This window comes from Colwellia sp. NW0002-52-1, from assembly GCF_057550865.1.
Genome location: NZ_BAAJLU010000021.1, coordinates 17,944 through 39,397, shown reverse-complemented (window position 1 = coordinate 39,397; position 21,454 = coordinate 17,944). Strand labels below are relative to the sequence as shown.

Here is a 21,454-nt window from a genome sequence, read left to right as displayed (position 1 = left end):
TTATTTGAGTTATTATACATATGAACACGCAAGCGTGTAGTGCAAGATTTTTACCATTTAATGGCGGTTATTGTCTAGTTTATTCGTTGTATGGTTAGTTTAAAAAGTTGATTCACTGTTCCATGATACAAACAATGCCTCTTCCTTGTTATCGACTAAAAAAGGTTTACAAACAAAGTGCCCCGCCACCGCGACTAATTCATTATCAAAAAAGATAAACGGCAGCCTTTTTCGTTGCCAAGGTGGAATATTAAGTTCTTGTAAAACTTTTTTTAAGACACGTGAATGCTGTCTATATTGAGGTAAACATTTAGGATTTTCGTGAGAAAATCTAACAGTGACAATTTGATCAGCTGAAGGCTTTTTGATAGCGGCTTGCCAGCTGTTTATTGTTCCAAACAACGCTTTATTAGCTGAAATATTAAGCTTACCAAGCCCATCAGGCAAGGTTATATTGAGGCTTTCTTCTAATGTTAAATTTTCAAGATTAACAACTTGTTGCCATGAACTAATATCTTGATAAATTGCAGTCAAATAAAACTCATCCTTAAAACGCCTAAAACAATAATTACTCAGCTGAATAACCGGCGACTTGTCGACATTAGCATTAAGCTGTAAACATATTTGCTGCATCTGCTGACGTGAAGGCATGAGTAAGTCATGGCTGGAAATAAAATAGCGCAATAAGTTTTTAAGCCGTATCTCACTGAGCTTATTTAACATAGCGACCGAGAGTTTATTCGGCGAAACCTGACAATTAGATAAGTCTTCTTGTGCTAATTCATCCAGTAATTGCTGCGCTTCAAAACAATGTTCGGCGCTGCGAGCAATAGTATTATTAATACTAGGCCAACGCGTATTTAAGTTAGGTAAAACTTGATGACGTATGAAGTTTCGATCGTAGTGTTCATCGCTATTAGATTCATCTTCAACCCAACTGAGATTTTGTTGGTTAGCATAGTCAACAATATCAGCACGAGACACCGTTAATAACGGGCGAGCTATCGTGTGTTGAGCTAATTGGGCACTTCCGGACATAGCCGATAAACCTTTAACCCCTGCCCCGCGCTTTAATGCAAGCAAAAAAGTTTCGGCTTGGTCATTAAGGTGGTGGCCAGTTACGATAATGGATGGCTCTGTACATGTTTGAACTAATACTTTATAACGCGCATCTCTTGCCATCGCTTCAAGGCTTTGCTGAGCTTGTTTCTTTAAATAAAGTTTATGGCTAAATAATGGTAGAGAAAAACGCTCACATTGCTGTTGCGCAAATGCCTGCCATTCATCGGCATGTGAGCTTAAGCCATGATTAACATGACAAACAACAACCTTGTTGATTAACTTTTTCTGCTGCTTTAAAGTCGCTAATGCCACCAATAGCACTTGTGAATCTACACCGCCGCTATAGGCAATAACAAGTGTTTTATTTGGAGTATCTTTAAAAAATTCTATCAGTGACGCTTCAATTATATTCACAGGTTCAAAAACTATTAGGTAAAGTTACAATGGTGAGAGGTATCATATTAAAGACAATAAAAAGCGACCTATTGAGGTCGCTTATTTAATTTTAACAGTAACCGAATGACATGAGTTTGTCGTAACGACTTTCAATCAACTCGTCTTTAGACATTTTATCTAGTTCTGCCAAATCAGATTTTAACGCCTGCTTAAGAAATGCCGCCATTTGATCCATATCACGATGAGCGCCACCTAAAGGCTCTTCAACTATACTATCAATAAGCTCTAATTCTTTAATACGTTTGGCAGTAATACCCATTGCTTCTGCAGCTGCTGGTGCTTTTTCAGCCGTTTTCCACAAAATAGAAGCACAACCTTCTGGTGAAATTACAGAATAAGTTGAATACTCAAGCATATTAACTTTATCACCAACACCAATAGCTAGTGCACCACCAGAGCCACCTTCACCAATAACGGTACAAATAATTGGCACATTCAAACGTGACATTACTTTTAAGTTCATCGCTATTGCTTCACTTTGGCCACGCTCTTCTGCGCCAATACCAGGATAAGCGCCTGGTGTGTCGATAAAGGTAATGATTGGCATATTAAAACGCTCAGCCATTCTCATTAAGCGTAATGCTTTTCGGTAACCTTCAGGACGAGGCATACCAAAATTGCGTTTAACTTTTTCGTTAGTTGAACGGCCTTTTTGATGACCAATAACCATGACAGGGCGACCATCTAAACGTGCTGTTCCACCGACAATGGCTTTATCATCAGCATAAGCTCTATCACCCGCTAATTCATCAAACTCAGTAAAAATACGCGGCAAATAATCTAAAGTGTATGGGCGTTGAGGATGGCGAGCAACGCGCGCAGTTTGCCAAGGATCTAAGTTAGAAAATATTTTCTTAGTTAAGTCGCTATTTTTCTCACGCAACTGAGTAATTTGATCTTCTAAATCAAGATCCAGTTCCTGGCCATTGTTGACCAATTGCAACTCTTCAATTTTCGCTTCAAGTTCCGCAATTGGAAGCTCAAAATCTAAAAAATTTAATGACATATGATTATTCTTACCTATGTTGTCTTTGAGTAATGTTAGTAATTAACACTACCTATTTAAATTTTAACTCGACCTGCTCGTCACCCAATAGGGTTTTTAAATTATATAATAGCATGTCGCTTGGCGATACGCGCCACTGTACCCCTAACTCTAGCATACCTTGCGCTTCATCTCTTTGATAAAAAACGCGAATAGGACAAATACCATCTTTATAGGGTGTTAGCACCTGTGTAAACTGCTCGATAAACTGTCCTGACAGCTGATTTTTATCGAGTTGTAAATCTAGTGACGTAACATAATTTTCCCTTGCATCTGCAATGGTCATTATGTCGCGAGCCGTCATTGTAATACCACCGGAGTAATCATCAAAGCTGACCTGTCCACTACAGACCAAAATTGCATCAGAAACAAGCAATTCTGCGAACCTATCGTAGTCGTCAGGGAATAAACGTATGTCCATTCTGGCGCTTTTATCATCTAATGTTACTAACGCCCAACGACGGCCACGTTTATTAACCAATACCCGCACACCTAACACTAGCCCTACCGCTACGGTAGTTTTATCTTTATTGGTAGGTTGTAAGCTTACTAAGCGTCCGGTTGCATAGCGCTTAATTTCACTTAAATAACGGTTAATTGGGTGGCCCGTTAAATATAAGCCTAAAGTTTCTTTTTCACCATCAAGCCATTGTTGCTCTGGCCATTTAGGTACTTCTTTGTATGATTGTCTATTATCTTCGGGTTCTTCGTTGATTAAACCAAATAAATCATTTTGCCCTAACGCTTGCGCCTTTGCATGCTGCTCTGCAGCTTTTAATGCTTCTGTAAGTGATTCGAAGATAGCGGCTCTGTGTGGTCCATCTTTTCTCTTAGGCCCTAATGAATCCATCGCACCTGATTTAATGAGTTTTTCCAATACCCGTTTGTTAATTTTTTTCAAATCAACACGGGCACAAAAATCAAATAAATCAATAAAGTCACCACCGCTTTCACGTGCAGTTATTATAGCTTCAATAGGACCTTCACCAACGCCTTTAACAGCACCTATACCATATATAATTTGGTCTTCATCATTCACGGTAAACTTATATTGTCCTAGGTTTACATCTGGCGGTAATAGATCAATCCCCATGTTGCTACATTCATCAACTAAAGTAACAATTTTGTCGGTGTTGTCCATATCAGCAGACATAACCGCCGCCATAAATGGCGCTGGAAAATGGGTTTTCATCCATAAGGTTTGATATGAAACTAAAGCATAAGCAGCAGAGTGAGATTTGTTGAAACCATAGCCAGCGAATTTTTCAACCAAGTCAAAAATTTTCATCGCGAGTTCGCCGTCAACACCTCGGCCAACAGCACCCGCTTCAAAACCAGCTCGTTGCTTAGCCATTTCTTCCGGCTTTTTCTTACCCATGGCACGACGTAACATATCAGCGCCACCTAGCGAATAGCCTGCAAGTACCTGCGCTATTTGCATTACCTGTTCTTGATACAAAATAATACCGTAAGTCGGCTCAAGAATAGGTTTTAAATCAATGTGTTGCCATGTTTCATCAGGGTAACTAATTGCTTCACGACCATGCTTACGTTCGATAAAGTTATCAACCATGCCTGATTGCAACGGACCAGGTCTGAACAATGCTACCAAAGCGATAATATCTTCAAAACAATCGGGTTTTAGTTTTGCGATCAGTGATTTCATACCACTGGATTCAAGTTGGAAAACTGCCGTTGTTTCCGACTTTAATAACACTTTAAAACTGGCTTTATCTTCGAGATCAATCGCGGCTAAATTAATCGGTTCTTTGCCCTGCTTTAATAATTTTGCATCCGCCATTTCAATGGCCCACTGCAAAATAGTTAACGTACGTAAACCAAGAAAATCGAATTTAACTAAACCCGCATCTTCTACATCATTTTTATCGAATTGCGTTACTGGGTTTTTACCTTCTTCATCACAATACAGTGGAGCGAAGTCGGTGATTGTGGTGGGTGAAATAACAACACCACCGGCATGTTTACCTGCATTTCGTGTTGTGCCTTCTAAAATTCGGCACATATCAATTAAATCTTTTACATCACTGTCTTGAGCATAAACTTCAGGCAGTTTAGGCTCTTCTTCAAACGCTTTTGCTAAGGTCATACCCGGTGTTGGCGGAATAAGTTTTGAAATTCGGTCAACAAAGCCATAAGGATGGCCTAGTACACGGCCAACATCTCGAATAACAGCTTTGGCCGCCATAGTACCAAAAGTAATAATTTGCGATACCGCATCACGTCCATATAGCTCTGCAACATGGTCAATAACCTCATCGCGTCTGTCCATACAAAAGTCGATATCAAAATCTGGCATTGATACACGTTCTGGGTTCAAAAATCGCTCAAAGAGTAAATCGTATTCTAACGGGTCAAGATCAGTAATTTTTTGTGCGTAAGCCACCAAAGAACCAGCACCAGAACCACGGCCAGGACCGACAGGAATGTTATTATCTTTACTCCACTGAATAAACTCCATTACGATCAAGAAATAACCGGGAAACCCCATGTTATTAACAACTTCTAGCTCAATTGCTAGTCGTTCATCGTATGGCTTACGTTTTTCAGCAAAGTCAGGAGCGTCTTTATCAAATAAAAATTCTAACCGTTCCTGTAAACCTTCCTCAGAAACTTTAACTAAATAGTCTTCTATCGATAAGCCTTCAGTTGGGAAATCAGGTAATACATATTCGCCTAAACGTACAGTAACATTGCAACGTTTTGCTATTTCTACCGAGTTTGCAAGTGCTTCAGGAATGTCAGCAAACAGCGCCACCATCTCTTCTTCGGTACGCAAGTATTGCTCTTTAGAGTATTTTCTAGGGCGACGCTTATCATCTAAAGTAAAGCCGTCATGTATCGCAACACGAATTTCGTGGGCATCAAAGTCTTCTGGACTTAAGAACATAACTTCATTGGTGGCAACAACGGGCAAGTTATGACTTGCAGCAAGATCTACTGCTAGGTGAATATAATTTTCTTCATCGTTTCGTCCGGTACGAATTAGCTCAAGATAAAAACGATTTGGAAAGTATTGCTGATAGAACGAGACCATTTCATCAACAAATTCGCGATTACCTTTAAGCAGCGCTTTACCTACATCACCTTCGCGACCGCCAGAAAGAAGAATTAACCCCTCAGTGTGATCAATTAGCCAGTCTCTATCGATAACAGCTTTACCTTGAATATGACCACGTAAATAAGCTTTAGAAATTAATTCAGTTAAGTTTTTATAGCCGGCATTATTCGTTGTTAACACAACAATCCGGGATAGTTCACCTTCTAACGCATCACTTTTAACCCAAAAGTCACACCCGATAATAGGCTTTAAACCTGCACCATGTGCTGCATGATAATATTTAACTAAACCACATAAATTTGTTTGGTCTGTCAGGGCTATCGCTGGCATTTTTAGCTCTGCAGCACGAGCAACAATAGGCTTAACTTTTTTTAAGCCATCTGACATAGAGTAATCACTGTGTATTCTTAAATGAATAAACGCGGGATCATTGCCGTATTCTGCCACGATAACATCAGGGGCAGTGGTATTAATTGTTGCTAACTCGGTTTCAGACATTTGCTGCTCTAATTATTTTTATTATGTGTTTCTGCATTTGCTAGTACATTAGCGACCGGTTTAAAACTTCTTCGATAGCAATCCAGTACACCATGCTCAATAATTTTTTCTAAGTGAGCTTTAGTAGGATAACCTTTATGCTGGGCAAATCCATAATAAGGATACAGCTTATCTAATGCTATCATCTCATCATCTCTCGCCACTTTCGCTAATATTGACGCCGCACTGATTTCTGATACACGAGCATCACCTTTAACAACACTTTGGCTCGCTATATCACCATTTTCATGAGCAAATGTCGGACAACGATTACCGTCAACTAACACAAAATCTGGTGTAACACTTAAACCTTGAACTGCTCGCTGCATTGCCAACATAGTTGCATGCAGAATATTAAGGGTATCAATTTCTTCTGGGGAAGCGCGACCAATCGACCAAGCGATAGCACCTTGCTTAATTTCTATTGATAATTGCTGTCTTTTCTTTTCTGATAGCTTTTTTGAATCCATTAACCCTGCAATAGGGTTATCGGGATCTAATATAACTGCTGCAGTTACTACGTCACCTACCAATGGACCTCGTCCAACTTCGTCAACACCTGCAATACAATAAGCAACGGGGTACTCAAAAGGAGGAAAAACTTTCTTAATTGCCGGCATAATAACTCTGCTTAAAGATTATAATAAATTGGTAACAGCGATAGCCGCTTGTTCACTTGCGTTTTGCTTAAGTGCTAAATGAATATCTGTAAACGCCTGATTTAAAGCAGATTGGTCTTCAAACAAACGCTCTTCAACTAAAGGTAATATATTTTCTACTGTTACTTTAGCTTGAAGTAGCTCTGGCACTAAACTTTTATTGGCCAGCAAATTAGGTAATGAAAACCACTTCAATTTAACAAAACCTTTAAACATATGATAAGTTAGCGGATTGAATTTATAACAGATCACCATAGGGCGTTTTATCAAAGCAGCTTCAAGCGTTACCGTGCCAGACGCGGTTAATAAACAATCGCTAGCCGCCATGACTTGCTGTGTTTTACCGACAATAACTTTTACTGAAAGTTCAGGCGCTATTTGTTGGTGTAGTTGGTTAAATTGCTCTGCCCTTTTATCACTAACCATAGGTACAACGAATGTTAGCTCATCGGCTTTCTCTGGATACTTGCTGAGTAATTTTTGGGCACTACGTAAGAATGGCTCAACTAAGCGCGACAGCTCACCACCTCGGCTACCGGGCATGAGGGCTAAAATTTTTGCAGAATCAAGTAAACCTAGTGCTTGTCTCGCCGATTGCTTATCAGAAACTAACGGAATATCGTCAGCTAACGAATGCCCAACAAAAGTACAGGGGATCTGGTGTTTGTCATAAAAAGCTTTTTCAAAAGGTAATAATGACAACACCATATTGGTTGCTTTAGCAATTTTAAACACCCGCTTCTCGCGCCACGCCCAAACTGAAGGGCTGACGTAATGAACCGTTTTAATACCCTCTACTTTTAATTTACCTTCAAGGGTAATATTAAAATCAGGAGCATCTATACCAATAAACACATTAGGCTTGTTGGCAATAAAGTAATCTACTAAAGATTTACGAACATGAAGTAGTCGGCGTAATCTACCCAGTACTTCAAAAACTCCCATTACGGATAGCTCTTCCATATCAAATAGTGATTCGAAGCCTAACGCTAGCATTTTAGGGCCACCAATACCGATAAACTTAGCGTTTGGGTATCTTAACTGTAGCTGTTGCATTAAACCTGCGCCTAAAGTATCGCCGGAGTGCTCTCCAACGACCATAGCAAAAGTAATAGTGTCATCATTTGATGCTTTGATTGACGAAATATCGGTGGAATTAGTTGCCATCACCATAAATTATCGAACAATGCCGCGACTAGAGTTTTTAATAAAGTCGGTAAACGTATCGAGTTCAACTAACTTGTGTTCTGAATCGTTAATTTTTGCTATCGCTTCATCGACTGTTAATCCTTGGCGGTATACCGCTTTGTATGCACGTTTGATTTGCAAAATTACATCAGCATCAAAGCCTCGACGTTTTAAGCCTTCACTATTTAAACCAAATGGTTTTGCTGGCTGTCCAGACGCCATAACGAAAGGCGGCACATCTTTAAGAATCAAAGAGTTTGCAGCAACAAAACAATGATCGCCAATATGGCAAAATTGATGAACGCCTGCCATTCCACCAATAATAGCGTGATCACCGACATGAACATGACCAGCAATTGAGGCACCGTTCGCTAAAATACAATGACTTCCTACCATGCAATCATGAGCAATATGGGTATAAGCCATAAATAAATTATTGCTGCCAATTTGGGTTAAACTATTGTCTTGAACAGTACCACGGTGAACAGTACAGTTTTCACGAAATGTATTGTTATCACCTATCACTAGTTCAGTTAATTCACCCGCATACTTTAAATCTTGGCAATCTTCGCCAATAGAAGCAAACTGAAATATGCGGTTACCTTTACCAATAGTAGTGGGACCATTAATAACAACATGTGAGCTGATATGACAATCGTCTCCAATAACTACATTTGCAGTTATATGTGTCCAAGGGCCAATTTTCACATTTTTGCCGATAACTGCGCCATCTTCGATAATCGCTTGCGGGTGGATCATTGCCGTTGAATCAATCATATTACAATGCCTTTCTTGCGCACATTAAGTCTGCAGAACAGACAACTTTGCCGTCAACTTTAGCTTCACCATAAAACTTCCACATTCCGCGACGCTCTTTTATCAGCTCTAGATGTAAATGCATAGTATCACCAGGATGTACTGGTTTTTTAAACTTTGCTTTGTCAATTGAAGCAAATAGAAATAACTCACCTTCAGTTTGATCTTTAACAGACTTAAAGCCAAGTATGCCACTTGCTTGTGCTAAAGCTTCAAGAATTAAAACACCTGGGAAAATAGAATAATTTGGAAAATGTCCCATAAATGCAGGTTCGTTAACGGTAACGTTTTTAATTGCATGAATCGACTTACCAGGCGTGTAATCGAGTACACGGTCAACTAATAAAAACGGGTAACGATGGGGAATAAGTGTTTTTATCTCTTCGACATCAATAATATTTTTTTGCGATTCCAAAATTATTTCCTCTTTTTACTTATCTAAGACGTCAGATTACTAGATTTTTCTAAAATACTTAACCGCTTAGTTAAGGATTCTAGTTTACGGATCCTAGCATTATTTTTGTGCCATTCTTTATTAGGTTGGCATGGCATACCCGATGAATAAACACCCGGTTCTTTTAAGGATTTGGTAACCATTGTCATGCCAGTAAAAACACAGCCATCTGCAATGTTAATATGGCCATTGATGCCAACCAGACCAGCAATAATACAATTTTTTCCAACTTCAGTGCTGCCAGCGATAACACTGCACGCTGCTATAGCGGTATTCTCACCGATCACAACGTTATGAGCAATCTGTATTTGGTTATCTAAAATAACGCCATTTTTAATGATAGTGTTACCTAAGGCACCTCGGTCAATGGTAGTACTGGCACCAATTTCAACATTGTCCCCAATAACGACTGTACCCAACTGCGGTATTTTTACCCAAGTGCCTTTATGATTTGCATAACCAAAGCCGTCAGCACCGATAACCGTGTTGGCATGTACAGCACAATTTTCGCCAATAATCACGCCATGATAAATACTAACATTAGACCAAATAGTAGAATTAACGCCAATGGTTGCACCAATACCGATAAAACTACCTGCTCCTACGCTAACGCCCTCGCTAAGGTTAACCCCAGCTTCAATAACAGCATTAGCGCCAATTGAAACGTCATTACCTATAATAGCACTTTCATCAATCACAGCTGATGCATGTATAAGGTTTGCAGGTTTAGGCGTTGTATCAAGTAATTGTGCTACCAAAGCATAACCAACGTATGGGTTGTCCATAACTAAGGCATTACACTGACATTTTGAGGCTTCCGCTTGAGTTACAATAACCGCACTAGCATTGGTTGTGGCTAATTGATCACTATATTTACTATTTGCTAAAAAGGCGATCTGTCCGCTAGTGGCTGATGCTAAAGTTGCTAGACTGACAATATTGCATTGTTCATCACCTTGAACAACAGCGCCAATTTTTTCTGCGATTTCTGCAAGAGTGTAACTCATAAGAATAAACTTCTTTTATATGTGCTCTAAAGTATTATTTTAAAGTATAGGCTTAAAGGAAGCGTTAACCAGCATAGGGCTAAACGCAATATTCCGAATCAACTTGATTCGGAATATTAAAGAGTCGAGAAGCGATGAATAAAAATCGAAATGACTTTTATTCGAACAGCTTAAAACTAATGATTAGTTTAATTTGCTAACTTGTTTAACAACTTCTTCGGTAATTGCTGTTTGTGGTTTTGAATAAACAACAGCACTTTGTTCAAGTACTAAATCATAATCGCCTTTGGCTGCAATGTTATCAATTGCTTGACGAACTAACGCAATAATTTTGTTAGTTTCTTCATTTTTTCTAGCGCCTGAGCTCTGCTGAAAAGCTTTACCTTTAGTTTGGTAGTCTTGGTAAAGCTTACCAATTTTACCTTCTAACTCTTCAATTTCTTTAGCGCTCATTAAAGCACCATCACGCTTACGTTTTTCTTGAAGGTATTTAAAGTCTTGCTCAAGTTGCGCAAGCACAGCTTTTTCATCTTTAAACTCTTCTTCTAAGCTTTTCATTATTGCCGCAGTTTGTGGGATTTTACCCATAACTTCTTGGAAGTTAACTACACCAATTTTTTGGTCTGCAGCCATTGCTGAACTAGCTAAAATATATCCTGATGCTGCTGTAGCGAATGCAATAGATTTAATCAATTTTTTCAAACTTTACTCCTAAAATATCTTCTAATATTTTTTATATAATTTTGTTATGCGGTAGTTATACCGCCTCAGTTAACTTGGTTCAAGCCTATTTATTTAAAGCGCACACATTTTGCGCAAATATTAGCCTTTATCTACTTAAAACCTAAATAAATTTAAAACGTTTGCCCAATATTAAAGCTAAAGAATTCGGTATCATCACCCTCTTCTTCTTTCAATGTTTTAGCAAAACTAAAAATCATCGGTCCCATTGGAGATAACCATTGAACAGATAAACCAGCAGATGCCCTATAACGCCCAACATCTGAATAGTCTGCTATTTTGTCAAACTCAACGCCATTTAAGTCTTTATAATCACTTAAACTGAACTCAGTATCCCAAACATTACCTGCATCAACAAATATACTTGAGCGAACGCTATTACTAAAACCTTCGTCTAAAAATGGTGTTGGTACAATCAATTCAACACCAGCAATGGCGATGGCATTACCACCCACCGAGCGTCGTGATGTTTGAATAAAGTCGTGATCAGGACCTAAACAACAACCACCTGCTGAGCCAACGGCATCTGGTGTGCCAGGGATTGTTGATGAACGGCGGTAAATAGCACGAGGGCCAACTATATTAGATTCGAAACCACGTAACGTGCCTGAGCCACCTGCTCTAAAGTTTTCCCAAAATGGTAATATTTGATCATTACCTTCAACTGAACCATAACCGTTACCGTAGCCTAATTGAAACTTAGCTAAAACTGTCCAACGTTGGTCACGTGTTAATGGGAAGTACCATTTTGTATCCAAATTAATTTTGAAGTAATTTACATCAGAATTAGGCGTTGTCATCTTATAAGATAAACTTTGTTGCGAGCCATCTGTTGGGAAAGTACCACGGTTTAGTGTTGAACGAGATATAGCCGCGTTAATATCAAAACTTTCAAAGCTTAAGCCACCATCTGGATCGTTTGGATCTGAATATAATTCATAAAACTGTTGAATTTGTTCATAAGTTTCTAAACGTGTAATACCGTTGTTTTTATATCCTAAACCAAAGCTTAATCTTACATATTCGTTAATCGGAAAACCTAAAGTAACACCAGCACCATAAGTTTTGTTGTTATATTCAACAAGGTTGGCGTTACCAGCATCAAATTCTTGATAGAAAATATTTCCGCCTAATGAGACACCATCAACCGTAAAATATGGGTCGGTGAATGAAATATTTGCACTTCTTGAGTAACTAGAAGTGTTTATACTAAAACCTAAACGGTTACCTGTACCTAAAAAGTTATTTTGTTGTACACCAGCGTTTAAGCTCAATTGTGTTTGTGAACCGTAACCAATACCTGCGGTAAACGAGCCAGAAGGTTGCTCTTTAACTTCAAAGTCAATATCAACAAGGTCGTCTTCGCCCGGAAGCTGATTAGTTTCAAATTCAACGGTTTCCATATAAGGTAAACGTTGTACCCAAGCTTTTGAACCTTCAACTAGGTTATTAGATAACCACGCACCTTCCATTTGACGCATTTCGCGGCGTAGAACATGCTCAGCCGTAACATGATTACCCTTAAAGTTAATGCGGTTAACATAAACACGCTTACCAGGATCTACTGATAAAACTAATTTTACGGTTTTGTTTTCTTCATCAATTTCTGGAATTGTCACTACTTTTGGATAAGCGTAGCCATAACGACCAAGAAATTTACTGACCAATTCTTCAGAATAAGTGACTAACGCACCGTTATAAAGCGTATCTGTTTGAATGGGAGTGATGGCACGAATAGTTTTTTCAAAACCGGCCATATCGCCAATAAAGTCTACTTCACTAACGGTATAAAGATCACCTTCAGTTACGTTAAGAGTAATATATACCGCTTCTTTATCTGGCGTCATTGAAACTTGTGTAGAATCAACTTTATATTGTAAATAACCACGGTCAAGATAGTAACTTTGGATAGTTTCCATATCACCTTGTAAGGTTTGTTTTTGATAGCGATCTTGCGCCATAAAATCCCACCAAGGTGAATCGTAGGTTAATTCAATGCGCTCTAAAAGCTCAGCATCTGAAAACTTTTCATTACCAACAATGTTAATTTGCTCTATCGCTGCTGCGTCGCCTTCTTTGAAAACGAAATCAATATTTACACGGTTACGTGGTAAGTGAGTAACATTGGCTTTAACATCAGCGTTGTATTTACCTACACTGTGGTAAAAATCTTCTAAGCCAACTTCAATACCAGAAATTACGGTCATATCAAGTGTTTCACCAACACGAATATCACTACCATCAAGACTTTCAGTTAGCTGCTCTTCTTTTAAGTCTTTGTTACCATCAAAAGTAATCGCACTTATCGTGGCTCTTTCTCGTACACGATAGATAACTGTATTAGCATCTCTAGACACCACAACATCACTAAAGTGACCAGACTTGTAAAGTGCTTTAATTGACTGAGAAACACGAAACTCGTTTAAGTTATCGCCAACGTTGAATGGAATATGTGTTAATGCTGCTCCCAACGCTACGCGTTGCAAACCTTTAACTTGAATATCTTCCACTTGAAAGTCATCAGCAGCTTGTGCTGTTGCTCCCAAACTACCTAATAATACCGCCAGGGCAAGTTTTTTAATAATCATAAAATATTAACTTTATACTTCTTTTAGTTATAATCGCGATAAATCGTTAAATATGGCGATACTCATTAAGCTTAGTAGCGCTATAGTACCAAATTTAAAACCTATTTCTTGTATTTTTTCTGGTACGGGTTTCCCCGTTAAAAGCTCGATAAAATAATAAAATAAGTGTCCTCCGTCTAATACGGGTAAAGGTAAAAGGTTAATTATGCCCAAGTTAATACTAATTAATGCTAAAAAGCCTAAAAAGTACACTAAACCATAATCAGCACTACTACCGGCACCTTGTGCTATCGATATTGGCCCACTTAGATTTTTCACTGATACATCACCGGTAAATAGCTTACCGATCATATCAAAACTTAATACTACTAAATTCCATGTTTTTTGAACGCTTTGCTCAATTGCAGCAATAGGTCCATATTGGTGATCAAACAAATACTCTTGAGGGTATGGTGCTGAAATTGGCTGTACACCTAAATACCCAACAACTTTATTCTGAATTTTTTTTGCTTCAGGAAAAACATCGAGCGTAATTGTTTCTCCGTTACGTAACACTTCGACTAAAACATTTTGCTCTGGGTATAATTTAATTTGTTCTGAAAACCTTAACCATTGACCCTCAATGTTTTCATTGGCAATCGACAATAATTCATCGCCAGCCTTTAAGCCTGCTTTTTCTGCTGGGCTACCCTTGGCCACTAAGGCTAACTTTGTCTGTGTTTCAGCTCGAAAAGGCATAAAACCTAAACTCGCCATTGCTGATTCTTTTTCTGGAGCAAATGACCAATTGTCAGTATTTAAAGTAAATTCTTGGCTTGTTGTTCTATTCGCCTGTTTTACTGTAAAGGTAATTTCTTTATCGCCAATAGAACTCACTAAGGCTAAATTTACATCTTGCCAATCAACCGTTTTCTGTCCTGAAATAGCAATGATTTCACCTTGTTTTGGTAACTTGGCTTTAGCCGCAATTGAGCCAACCTCCACTTCACCAATAATAGGCTTAACACTCGGCACACCAATTAAAAACATGATGTAGAAAGCGACAATCGCAAAAGCAAAATTAGCAAAAGGTCCGGCAGCTATAATAGCAATTCGTTGATAAACCGACTTAGCATTAAATGTACGGCTTATTTGTTCTTCGCTAACTTCGTCGACACGGCTATCAAGCATTTTAACATAGCCCCCTAGCGGTATCATCGCAATAACAAACTCAGTGCCATGACGATCCACTTTTCGCCAAATAGCCTTACCAAAACCAATAGAGAACTTATCTACTTGCACCCCATTTTTGCGTGCAATCCAAAAGTGGCCGTATTCATGAACAGTGATCAAAATACCCAGTGCAACGACAAAAGATGCAAGATTCCAAATAAACTCTATCATGCTACTACTCTATTTATGCTCGGGTTCAGTTATTAATGATTGCGCAAATACTCTGACACTTTTATCAAGTGCAACAACTTCTTCAATTGAAGTTACCTTTTCTGAGACAAATTTTTTCACAGAAGTTTCATTTATTTTTGCAATATCAGTGAATTTAATTTTTTCGTTTAAAAAAGCATCAACCGCAATCTCATTAGCAGCATTAAGTGCAGTACATGCACCTTGACCACTTTTACACGCATCAATGGCTAATTTTAAATTTGGGTATTTGATGAAATCAACAGCTTCAAATTCAAAAGATTTAGCGTTAAAAAAATCAAAGGGTTCAACACCAGATTCAATACGCTGTGGGAAACTTAACGCATGTGCAATGGGCGTTCGCATATCAGGATTACCCATTTGCGCAATTACAGAGCCATCTTTATATTGCACCATTGAATGAATGGTACTTTGCGGATGTAGCACTACTTGAATATCTTCTGGCTCAAGGTTGAACAGCCATTTTGCTTCAATAAACTCTAAGCCTTTATTCATCATGGTGGCAGAATCTACTGAAATTTTACGCCCCATATCCCAATTAGGATGAGCACAAGCTTGTGCAGGAGTTACCGTTTCAAGTTCATTAAGTGCCCACGTTCGAAAAGGCCCGCCAGAACCAGTGAGTAAGACTTTACTAACACCTTCATGCGATAAATCGCAATAACCTGGTTGTTGCTGGGCGTTTAGTGGTAAACATTGAAATATAGCATTGTGTTCACTATCAATAGGTAAAAGCTGTGCTCCTGAGTGCTTAACAGCTTCAATAAAAATAGCACCAGAGGTTACTAACGCTTCTTTATTAGCTAATAATACTTTCTTACCCGCTTTTACCGCGGCTAATGTAGGTAGTAATCCAGAAGCTCCTACGATAGCAGCCATTACCGTATTTGTTGAATCGTCTTGAGCAATAACATCAAGCTCTAACGTGCCGGAAGTTACGATAATATCGCTAAGGTTTGCTTGCTTTAGTTTATCAGCGAGTATCTCAGCATGTTGTTTAGAAACCATCACCACTTTTTGTGGCTTAAACTCTACACACTGCTCAAACATAAGATCAACACTCGCATGTGCTGATAAACTCACAACATTAAATTTTTCAGGATGTAGACGCACAACATCCAAAGTACTTTTACCGATTGAACCGGTAGAGCCTAAAATACACAGTGTTTGCATTTACTCTACCAACCCAAATATGCGTAACATAAGGCATATATTGGAGCAGTTGCCGTTAAACTATCTATTCTATCCAAAATACCGCCATGCCCGGGTAGTATTGTGCCGCTGTCTTTCACGCCTGCTTGACGCTTAAACATGCTTTCGTTTAGATCACCAAGCACCGAAATAGTAGTAATTAGAATGGTTACTGGAATAACTATGCGATATTGCGCCATGGTCCAATCGATAAAATAACCCGCAACTACCACCATAACACAAGCAAAAACAACACCACCTAAAAAGCCTTCTAGTGTTTTCCCAGGGCTTACATTTGGCAGTAATTTATGTTTACCAATTGATTTACCGACAAAATATGCACCAACATCAGCGCTCCAAACCATTAAGAATAAGAACATTAATAATTGTGCACCGTGGTAGGGATCAACTTGATAGTCGCTGCTTCTTAGTGCCATAAAAGCAAGCCAAGTAGGTACTAAAGTTAACCAGCCAAATAGTCCCCGAACTGAACGATGACTTGACCAAAACTTGCTGAATCTTGGGTATAAAAACGTTAAGCCTGCTGAAAGTAACCACCAAGCAACCGCTAGCCACAGCACTATGTTAGCTTCGTCGACTAAATGCTTAGGTGCATCCCATAATGTGTCTAAAGGTAAGAAATACCACAATGTGGCTATTAAAATGCTGGTAACACTAACAAATGCAATACGATAACGTTTATTAGCACAGCCCATTAAAGGCCCCCACTCCCAAGCTCCTATTGCCATAACAACCAGCATTGCTGCCGCGAAGTTAATGAGAGATAAGTAAAAAATAGCCAGAATCGCGGCTGGCGCGAGAATTAATGCAGTTATAATACGTTGTTTTAACAAACGATATTCCTTAATTTGTGTTAAGTATTTTTAATTTTTATTATTTACTTGTTCACCAGTTTTCCCAAATCGTCGTTCACGTTGGTCAAACACAGTTATTGCTTTAGTTAATTCTTCTTCATCAAAATCAGGCCATAAAACATCAGTAAAATATAACTCGGCATAAGCGGCTTGCCAAAGTAAGAAGTTACTTATGCGATAATCGCCACCGGTTCTAATAAGTAAATCTAACGCAGGTAATTCAGACAAACTTGTATGAGAATTTAATGATGCTTCAGTAATATCATCAACAGATATTTCTTGATTTGATACCTGCTCTGCCAACTTTTTAGCTGCGTGGGTTATATCCCAACGTCCACCATAATTAGCTGCAACAGATAATACCATGCCGGTATTATTTGCGGTTAACGCCTCTGACTGTTTAATCATTTTCTGTAATTTATCAGAAAACTTACTCAAGTCCCCAATAACATTAAATTTTATGCCATTTTTATGTAAGCGCTTAACCTCACGTGTTAAGACAAACATGAATAAGTCCATTAAAACGCTAACTTCACTAGCAGGACGCTGCCAGTTTTCACTACTAAACGCGAACAAGGTTAATGCTTTTACACCATGCTTTGCTGCAGATGCAACGGTAGTTTTCACTGATTCAACACCAGCCTTATGACCTGCCACACGCTTTTTACCAATTAACTGAGCCCAGCGACCATTACCATCCATAATAATAGCTATATGCTGTGGTATCTTCACTTCAGCTGCTAACAGTTGATTAGTTTGATTTTCTGTTGTACTCACATACTCTCCATTTGTAAGCTTAACGCTGAGTAATAAGTTAGATAAAGGTATATATTCGCATTTTAGCATTAACGCCAAAAATCAAACTATGCTAGGGCATGTAGATAATAGTTTGGCTTTATATGCAAAAACGCCGTAGTCATTATCTACGGCGCTATAGATTAAGCAATGAAAACTTTAGATTTCCATTAATTCAGTTTCTTTTGCGGATAAAACTTCATCTACTTGCTTAATAAATGTATCAGTAATTTTTTGCACTTCATCTTCTGCTTGGTGCATTTCATCATCACTGATCTCTTTCTCTTTGTTTAAAGATTTGATATCAGTATTAGCATCACGACGTATATTGCGAATAGCAACTTTACCGCCTTCGGCTTCACCACGAACAACTTTAACTAAGTCTTTACGACGTTCTTCTGTTAACGGAGGTAAAGGAATACGAATTAACGTACCTTGTGATGAAGGGTTAAGACCTAAATCTGATTTTAAAATTGCTTTTTCAACAGCACCAATCATGCCTTTGTCAAATACGGTAATGGCTAAAGTACGCGCGTCAGGCACTGAAATATTGCCGACTTGGTTTAGTGGAGTATCCATGCCGTAATATTCAACAACAATGTTATCCAGTAATGAACGATGTGCTCGTCCAGTACGTACTTTGTTCAAACTAATTTTTAATGAATCGATACTTTTCGCCATTCTTTCTTGAGCGTCTTGTTTTATTTCGTTTATCACTATGTTATTCCTGCACTAATTAATTTAAGTTTTCAGCGTGATCAATTGTTGTACCTTCTTGTCCACCCATAATGACAGATTTTAACGCACCGGGTTTATTCATGTTAAAAACACGAAGCGTCATGCTGTGATCACGAGCAAGTGTGAAGGCAGCTAAATCCATCACTTGTAATTCTTTCTCTAATACTTCTTGGTAGCTTAAATGGCTATATAAGGTAGCATCTGGATTAGCCACTGGATCTTCTGAGTAAATACCATCAACTTTAGTGGCCTTAAGAACTACATCAGCTTCTATTTCAATACCGCGCAAACATGCAGCAGAGTCAGTGGTAAAAAATGGATTGCCTGTACCAGCACTAAAGATAACTACACGGCCAGATTTTAATAAGCTAATAGCGTCAGCCCAATTATAACGGTCACAAACACCGGCTAGATCAATTGCTGACATTAAGCGAGTATTAACAAATGCACGATGTAAAGCATCACGCATAGCTAAACCATTCATTACGGTAGCTAGCATACCCATTTGGTCGCCAACAACACGATTCATACCTGCTTCTGCCAGGCCTTTACCTCGAAATAAATTGCCGCCACCAATAACAAGGCCGACCTGAATGCCCATTTCGATTAATTCTTTGATCTCTTGCGCCATACGATCCAGTACTTTTGGGTCGATGCCAAAACCTTCTTCGCCCATTAAGGCTTCACCACTAAGTTTTAAAAGGATTCGACGATACATTGGTTTGGGATTGATGCTCATGTAATAAACATTCCTTAAGAATTATAAATTAAAATAGTCTAGGCCGGATCGACCGCGGCTATTTTAATACGTTTAGCCACGGTTCGAAAGTCAAATATGAAAAAAGTCTAAAGTAGAAGCTATTTATCGTTTTTTATCAACAGATCTGTTTGATTTTTAATCAACAATTATATTGAGTCGAATTTTTTATGAATCAGTAATAAAGTTCGCCGTTAGATTTTAGGTATAAAAAAAGCGCCAATCGGCGCTTTTCTATTTGAGCTAATAACTAATTCAGTTTTGAATTAACCTTTAGCTGCTGCGATTTGTGCTTCAACTTCAGCAGCAAAATCTTCTTCTTTTTTCTCAATACCTTCGCCAACTTCTAAACGAACGAATGAAGAAATTGTTAAACCTTTTTCTTTTAAAACAGCGCCAACAGTTTTCTTAGGCTCCATGATAAAAGCTTGACCTGTTAAAGAAATTTCACCCGTAAATTTCTTCATGCGACCAATGATGATTTTTTCAAGTAAATCAACTGGTTTTTTCTTGCTTTCTTCAAGCGCATCGTTTTCAGCTTTTAAGATATCTAACTGAATACGTTGTTCATTTTCAACTACGCTAGCAGGAACATCTTCAGGGTTGATGAACTCTGGCTTGCTTGCAGCAACGTGCATAGCAATGTGCTTAAGTGCTTCTGCATCGCCTTCACCAGCAACAACAACACCAATAGTAGCACCGTGCTTGTAAGAAGCTAGTGCAGCACCTTCAACATAAGCTACACGACGAACATTGATGTTTTCACCAATTTTAGTCACTAAAGCAACACGTTCTTCTTCAAATTTTGCTTGTAACTCTTCAATAGAAAGTTTTTCAGCAGCAGCAACATCAGCAACTTTGTTAGCAAATGCTAAGAAGTTGTCATCTTTTGCTACGAAATCAGTTTGACAGTTAACTTCAACTAATGTGCCATCTTTAATGATGATTTGACCTTCAGCAGCAATGTTACCTGCTTTTTTAGCCGCTTTCGCTTGGCCAGACTTACGCATGTTCTCAATCGCAAGTTCCATATCGCCATCAGCTTCTTGTAAAGCTTTTTTACAATCCATCATGCCCGCAGCTGTGCGTTCACGTAATTCTTTAACTTGTGCAGCAGTAATTGCCATCGATTTTTCCTCAATATAAATAGTAGTAATTAATTACCACAACAACTTTAGTTGCTGTGGTAACTATAAGCATAAAACGTTAGGTAAAACTGAAATTATTCAGTTTCAACAAAACCGTCTTTTTCTGCTTGTACTGCGATGTTTTGCTCACGACCAGAAAGAACAGCGTTAGCAGCTGAATCTAAGTATAAGGTCACAGCGCGAATCGCATCATCGTTACCTGGAACGATGTAGTCAACGCCATCTGGGTTTGAGTTAGTATCAACAACAGAAATTACTGGAATACCTAAGTTGTTAGCTTCTTTAATAGAGATGTGCTCGTGATCAGCATCGATGATGAATAAAACATCAGGTAAACCACCCATGTTTTTGATACCACCAAGACTTTTCTCAAGTTTTTCCATTTCACGTGTACGCATTAAAGCTTCTTTTTTAGTAAGTGCTTCAAAAGTACCGTCTGAAGATTGAGCTTCAAGATCTTTTAAACGTTTGATTGATTGACGAACTGTTTTCCAGTTAGTCAACATACCACCTAACCAACGGTGATTTACGTAGAATTGATCACATTTAATCGCTGCATCTTTTATAGCATCGCTTGCTGCGCGTTTAGTACCAACAAATAAAACTTTACCTTTCTTAGAAGAAACGTTGCTTAGTACAGCAAGTGCTTCGTTAAACATAGGTACAGTTTGTTCAAGGTTGATGATATGAACTTTATCGCGAGCACCAAAAATGTAAGTTTTCATTTTTGGGTTCCAGTAACGGGTTTTGTGACCGAAGTGAACACCGGCTTTAAGCATATCGCGCATAGAAACGTTTGGCATGTTTTTTCCTTTGTGGGGTTAAGCGTTCATACATCCAATATACACGACTCTTATTGCGTTTTACTTAATGTAAATTCGCTGAGCACCCCGGTA

Annotated in this window: 18 protein-coding genes; all 18 read right to left on the bottom strand. The window is 38.6% G+C overall.

What is annotated here, in order from left to right; translation table 11 throughout:
- Positions 1-99: 99 nt before the first annotated feature.
- Positions 100-1,476 carry a tRNA lysidine(34) synthetase TilS gene (tilS, locus tag AC27H3_RS16155; protein WP_487107791.1) on the bottom strand — a complete coding sequence of 459 codons (1,377 nt, stop codon included), beginning with the start codon at positions 1,474-1,476 and terminating at the stop codon, positions 100-102.
- 91 nt (positions 1,477-1,567) lie between these two features.
- Positions 1,568-2,524, bottom strand: coding sequence for an acetyl-CoA carboxylase carboxyl transferase subunit alpha (gene accA / locus AC27H3_RS16150; RefSeq protein WP_487107789.1), 957 nt, complete (start codon positions 2,522-2,524; stop codon positions 1,568-1,570).
- A 52-nt stretch (positions 2,525-2,576) separates the two neighbouring features.
- On the bottom strand, positions 2,577-6,140 hold the full coding sequence (gene dnaE, locus AC27H3_RS16145; RefSeq protein WP_487107787.1) for a DNA polymerase III subunit alpha: 3,564 nt from the start codon (positions 6,138-6,140) through the stop codon (positions 2,577-2,579).
- A gap of 8 nt (positions 6,141-6,148) precedes the next feature.
- Positions 6,149-6,799 carry a ribonuclease HII gene (gene rnhB / locus AC27H3_RS16140; RefSeq protein WP_487107785.1) on the bottom strand — a complete coding sequence of 217 codons (651 nt, stop codon included), beginning with the start codon at positions 6,797-6,799 and terminating at the stop codon, positions 6,149-6,151.
- Between the two features lie 18 nt (positions 6,800-6,817).
- Positions 6,818-8,005: a lipid-A-disaccharide synthase gene (gene lpxB, locus AC27H3_RS16135; protein WP_487107784.1), complete on the bottom strand. Its 1,188-nt coding sequence runs from the start codon at positions 8,003-8,005 to the stop codon at positions 6,818-6,820.
- Between the two features lie 9 nt (positions 8,006-8,014).
- Complete coding sequence (lpxA, locus tag AC27H3_RS16130) at positions 8,015-8,803, bottom strand: acyl-ACP--UDP-N-acetylglucosamine O-acyltransferase (protein ID WP_487107782.1); 789 nt, start codon at positions 8,801-8,803, stop codon at positions 8,015-8,017.
- A 1-nt stretch (position 8,804) separates the two neighbouring features.
- Positions 8,805-9,257 (bottom strand): 3-hydroxyacyl-ACP dehydratase FabZ, encoded by a 453-nt coding sequence (fabZ, locus tag AC27H3_RS16125; protein WP_487107780.1) that lies wholly within the window; start codon positions 9,255-9,257, stop codon positions 8,805-8,807.
- Between the two features lie 23 nt (positions 9,258-9,280).
- Positions 9,281-10,309, bottom strand: a complete 1,029-nt coding sequence (gene lpxD / locus AC27H3_RS16120) for a UDP-3-O-(3-hydroxymyristoyl)glucosamine N-acyltransferase (protein ID WP_487107819.1) — start codon at positions 10,307-10,309, stop codon at positions 9,281-9,283.
- 177 nt (positions 10,310-10,486) lie between these two features.
- Positions 10,487-11,005, bottom strand: coding sequence for an OmpH/Skp family outer membrane protein (locus AC27H3_RS16115; protein WP_085302530.1), 519 nt, complete (start codon positions 11,003-11,005; stop codon positions 10,487-10,489).
- A gap of 152 nt (positions 11,006-11,157) precedes the next feature.
- Complete coding sequence (gene bamA / locus AC27H3_RS16110) at positions 11,158-13,632, bottom strand: outer membrane protein assembly factor BamA (RefSeq protein ID WP_487107778.1); 2,475 nt, start codon at positions 13,630-13,632, stop codon at positions 11,158-11,160.
- Between the two features lie 27 nt (positions 13,633-13,659).
- Positions 13,660-15,015, bottom strand: coding sequence for a sigma E protease regulator RseP (gene rseP / locus AC27H3_RS16105; protein WP_487107776.1), 1,356 nt, complete (start codon positions 15,013-15,015; stop codon positions 13,660-13,662).
- Between the two features lie 9 nt (positions 15,016-15,024).
- Entirely contained in the window at positions 15,025-16,227 is a 1,203-nt protein-coding gene (gene ispC / locus AC27H3_RS16100) for a 1-deoxy-D-xylulose-5-phosphate reductoisomerase (RefSeq protein ID WP_487107774.1), read from the bottom strand.
- A gap of 5 nt (positions 16,228-16,232) precedes the next feature.
- Positions 16,233-17,099, bottom strand: a complete 867-nt coding sequence (locus tag AC27H3_RS16095; protein ID WP_487107772.1) for a phosphatidate cytidylyltransferase — start codon at positions 17,097-17,099, stop codon at positions 16,233-16,235.
- 30 nt (positions 17,100-17,129) lie between these two features.
- Positions 17,130-17,897 carry an undecaprenyl pyrophosphate synthase gene (uppS, locus tag AC27H3_RS16090; RefSeq protein ID WP_487107770.1) on the bottom strand — a complete coding sequence of 256 codons (768 nt, stop codon included), beginning with the start codon at positions 17,895-17,897 and terminating at the stop codon, positions 17,130-17,132.
- 177 nt (positions 17,898-18,074) lie between these two features.
- Complete coding sequence (gene frr / locus AC27H3_RS16085; protein WP_487107768.1) at positions 18,075-18,632, bottom strand: ribosome recycling factor; 558 nt, start codon at positions 18,630-18,632, stop codon at positions 18,075-18,077.
- 19 nt (positions 18,633-18,651) lie between these two features.
- The gene (gene pyrH, locus AC27H3_RS16080; protein WP_085302545.1) at positions 18,652-19,392 is read right to left on the bottom strand and encodes a UMP kinase; all 741 of its coding nucleotides are present in this window, start codon (positions 19,390-19,392) and stop codon (positions 18,652-18,654) included.
- 284 nt (positions 19,393-19,676) lie between these two features.
- Entirely contained in the window at positions 19,677-20,537 is an 861-nt protein-coding gene (tsf, locus tag AC27H3_RS16075) for a translation elongation factor Ts (protein WP_487107766.1), read from the bottom strand.
- A gap of 95 nt (positions 20,538-20,632) precedes the next feature.
- Entirely contained in the window at positions 20,633-21,361 is a 729-nt protein-coding gene (rpsB, locus tag AC27H3_RS16070; RefSeq protein ID WP_085302547.1) for a 30S ribosomal protein S2, read from the bottom strand.
- Positions 21,362-21,454: the final 93 nt, after the last annotated feature.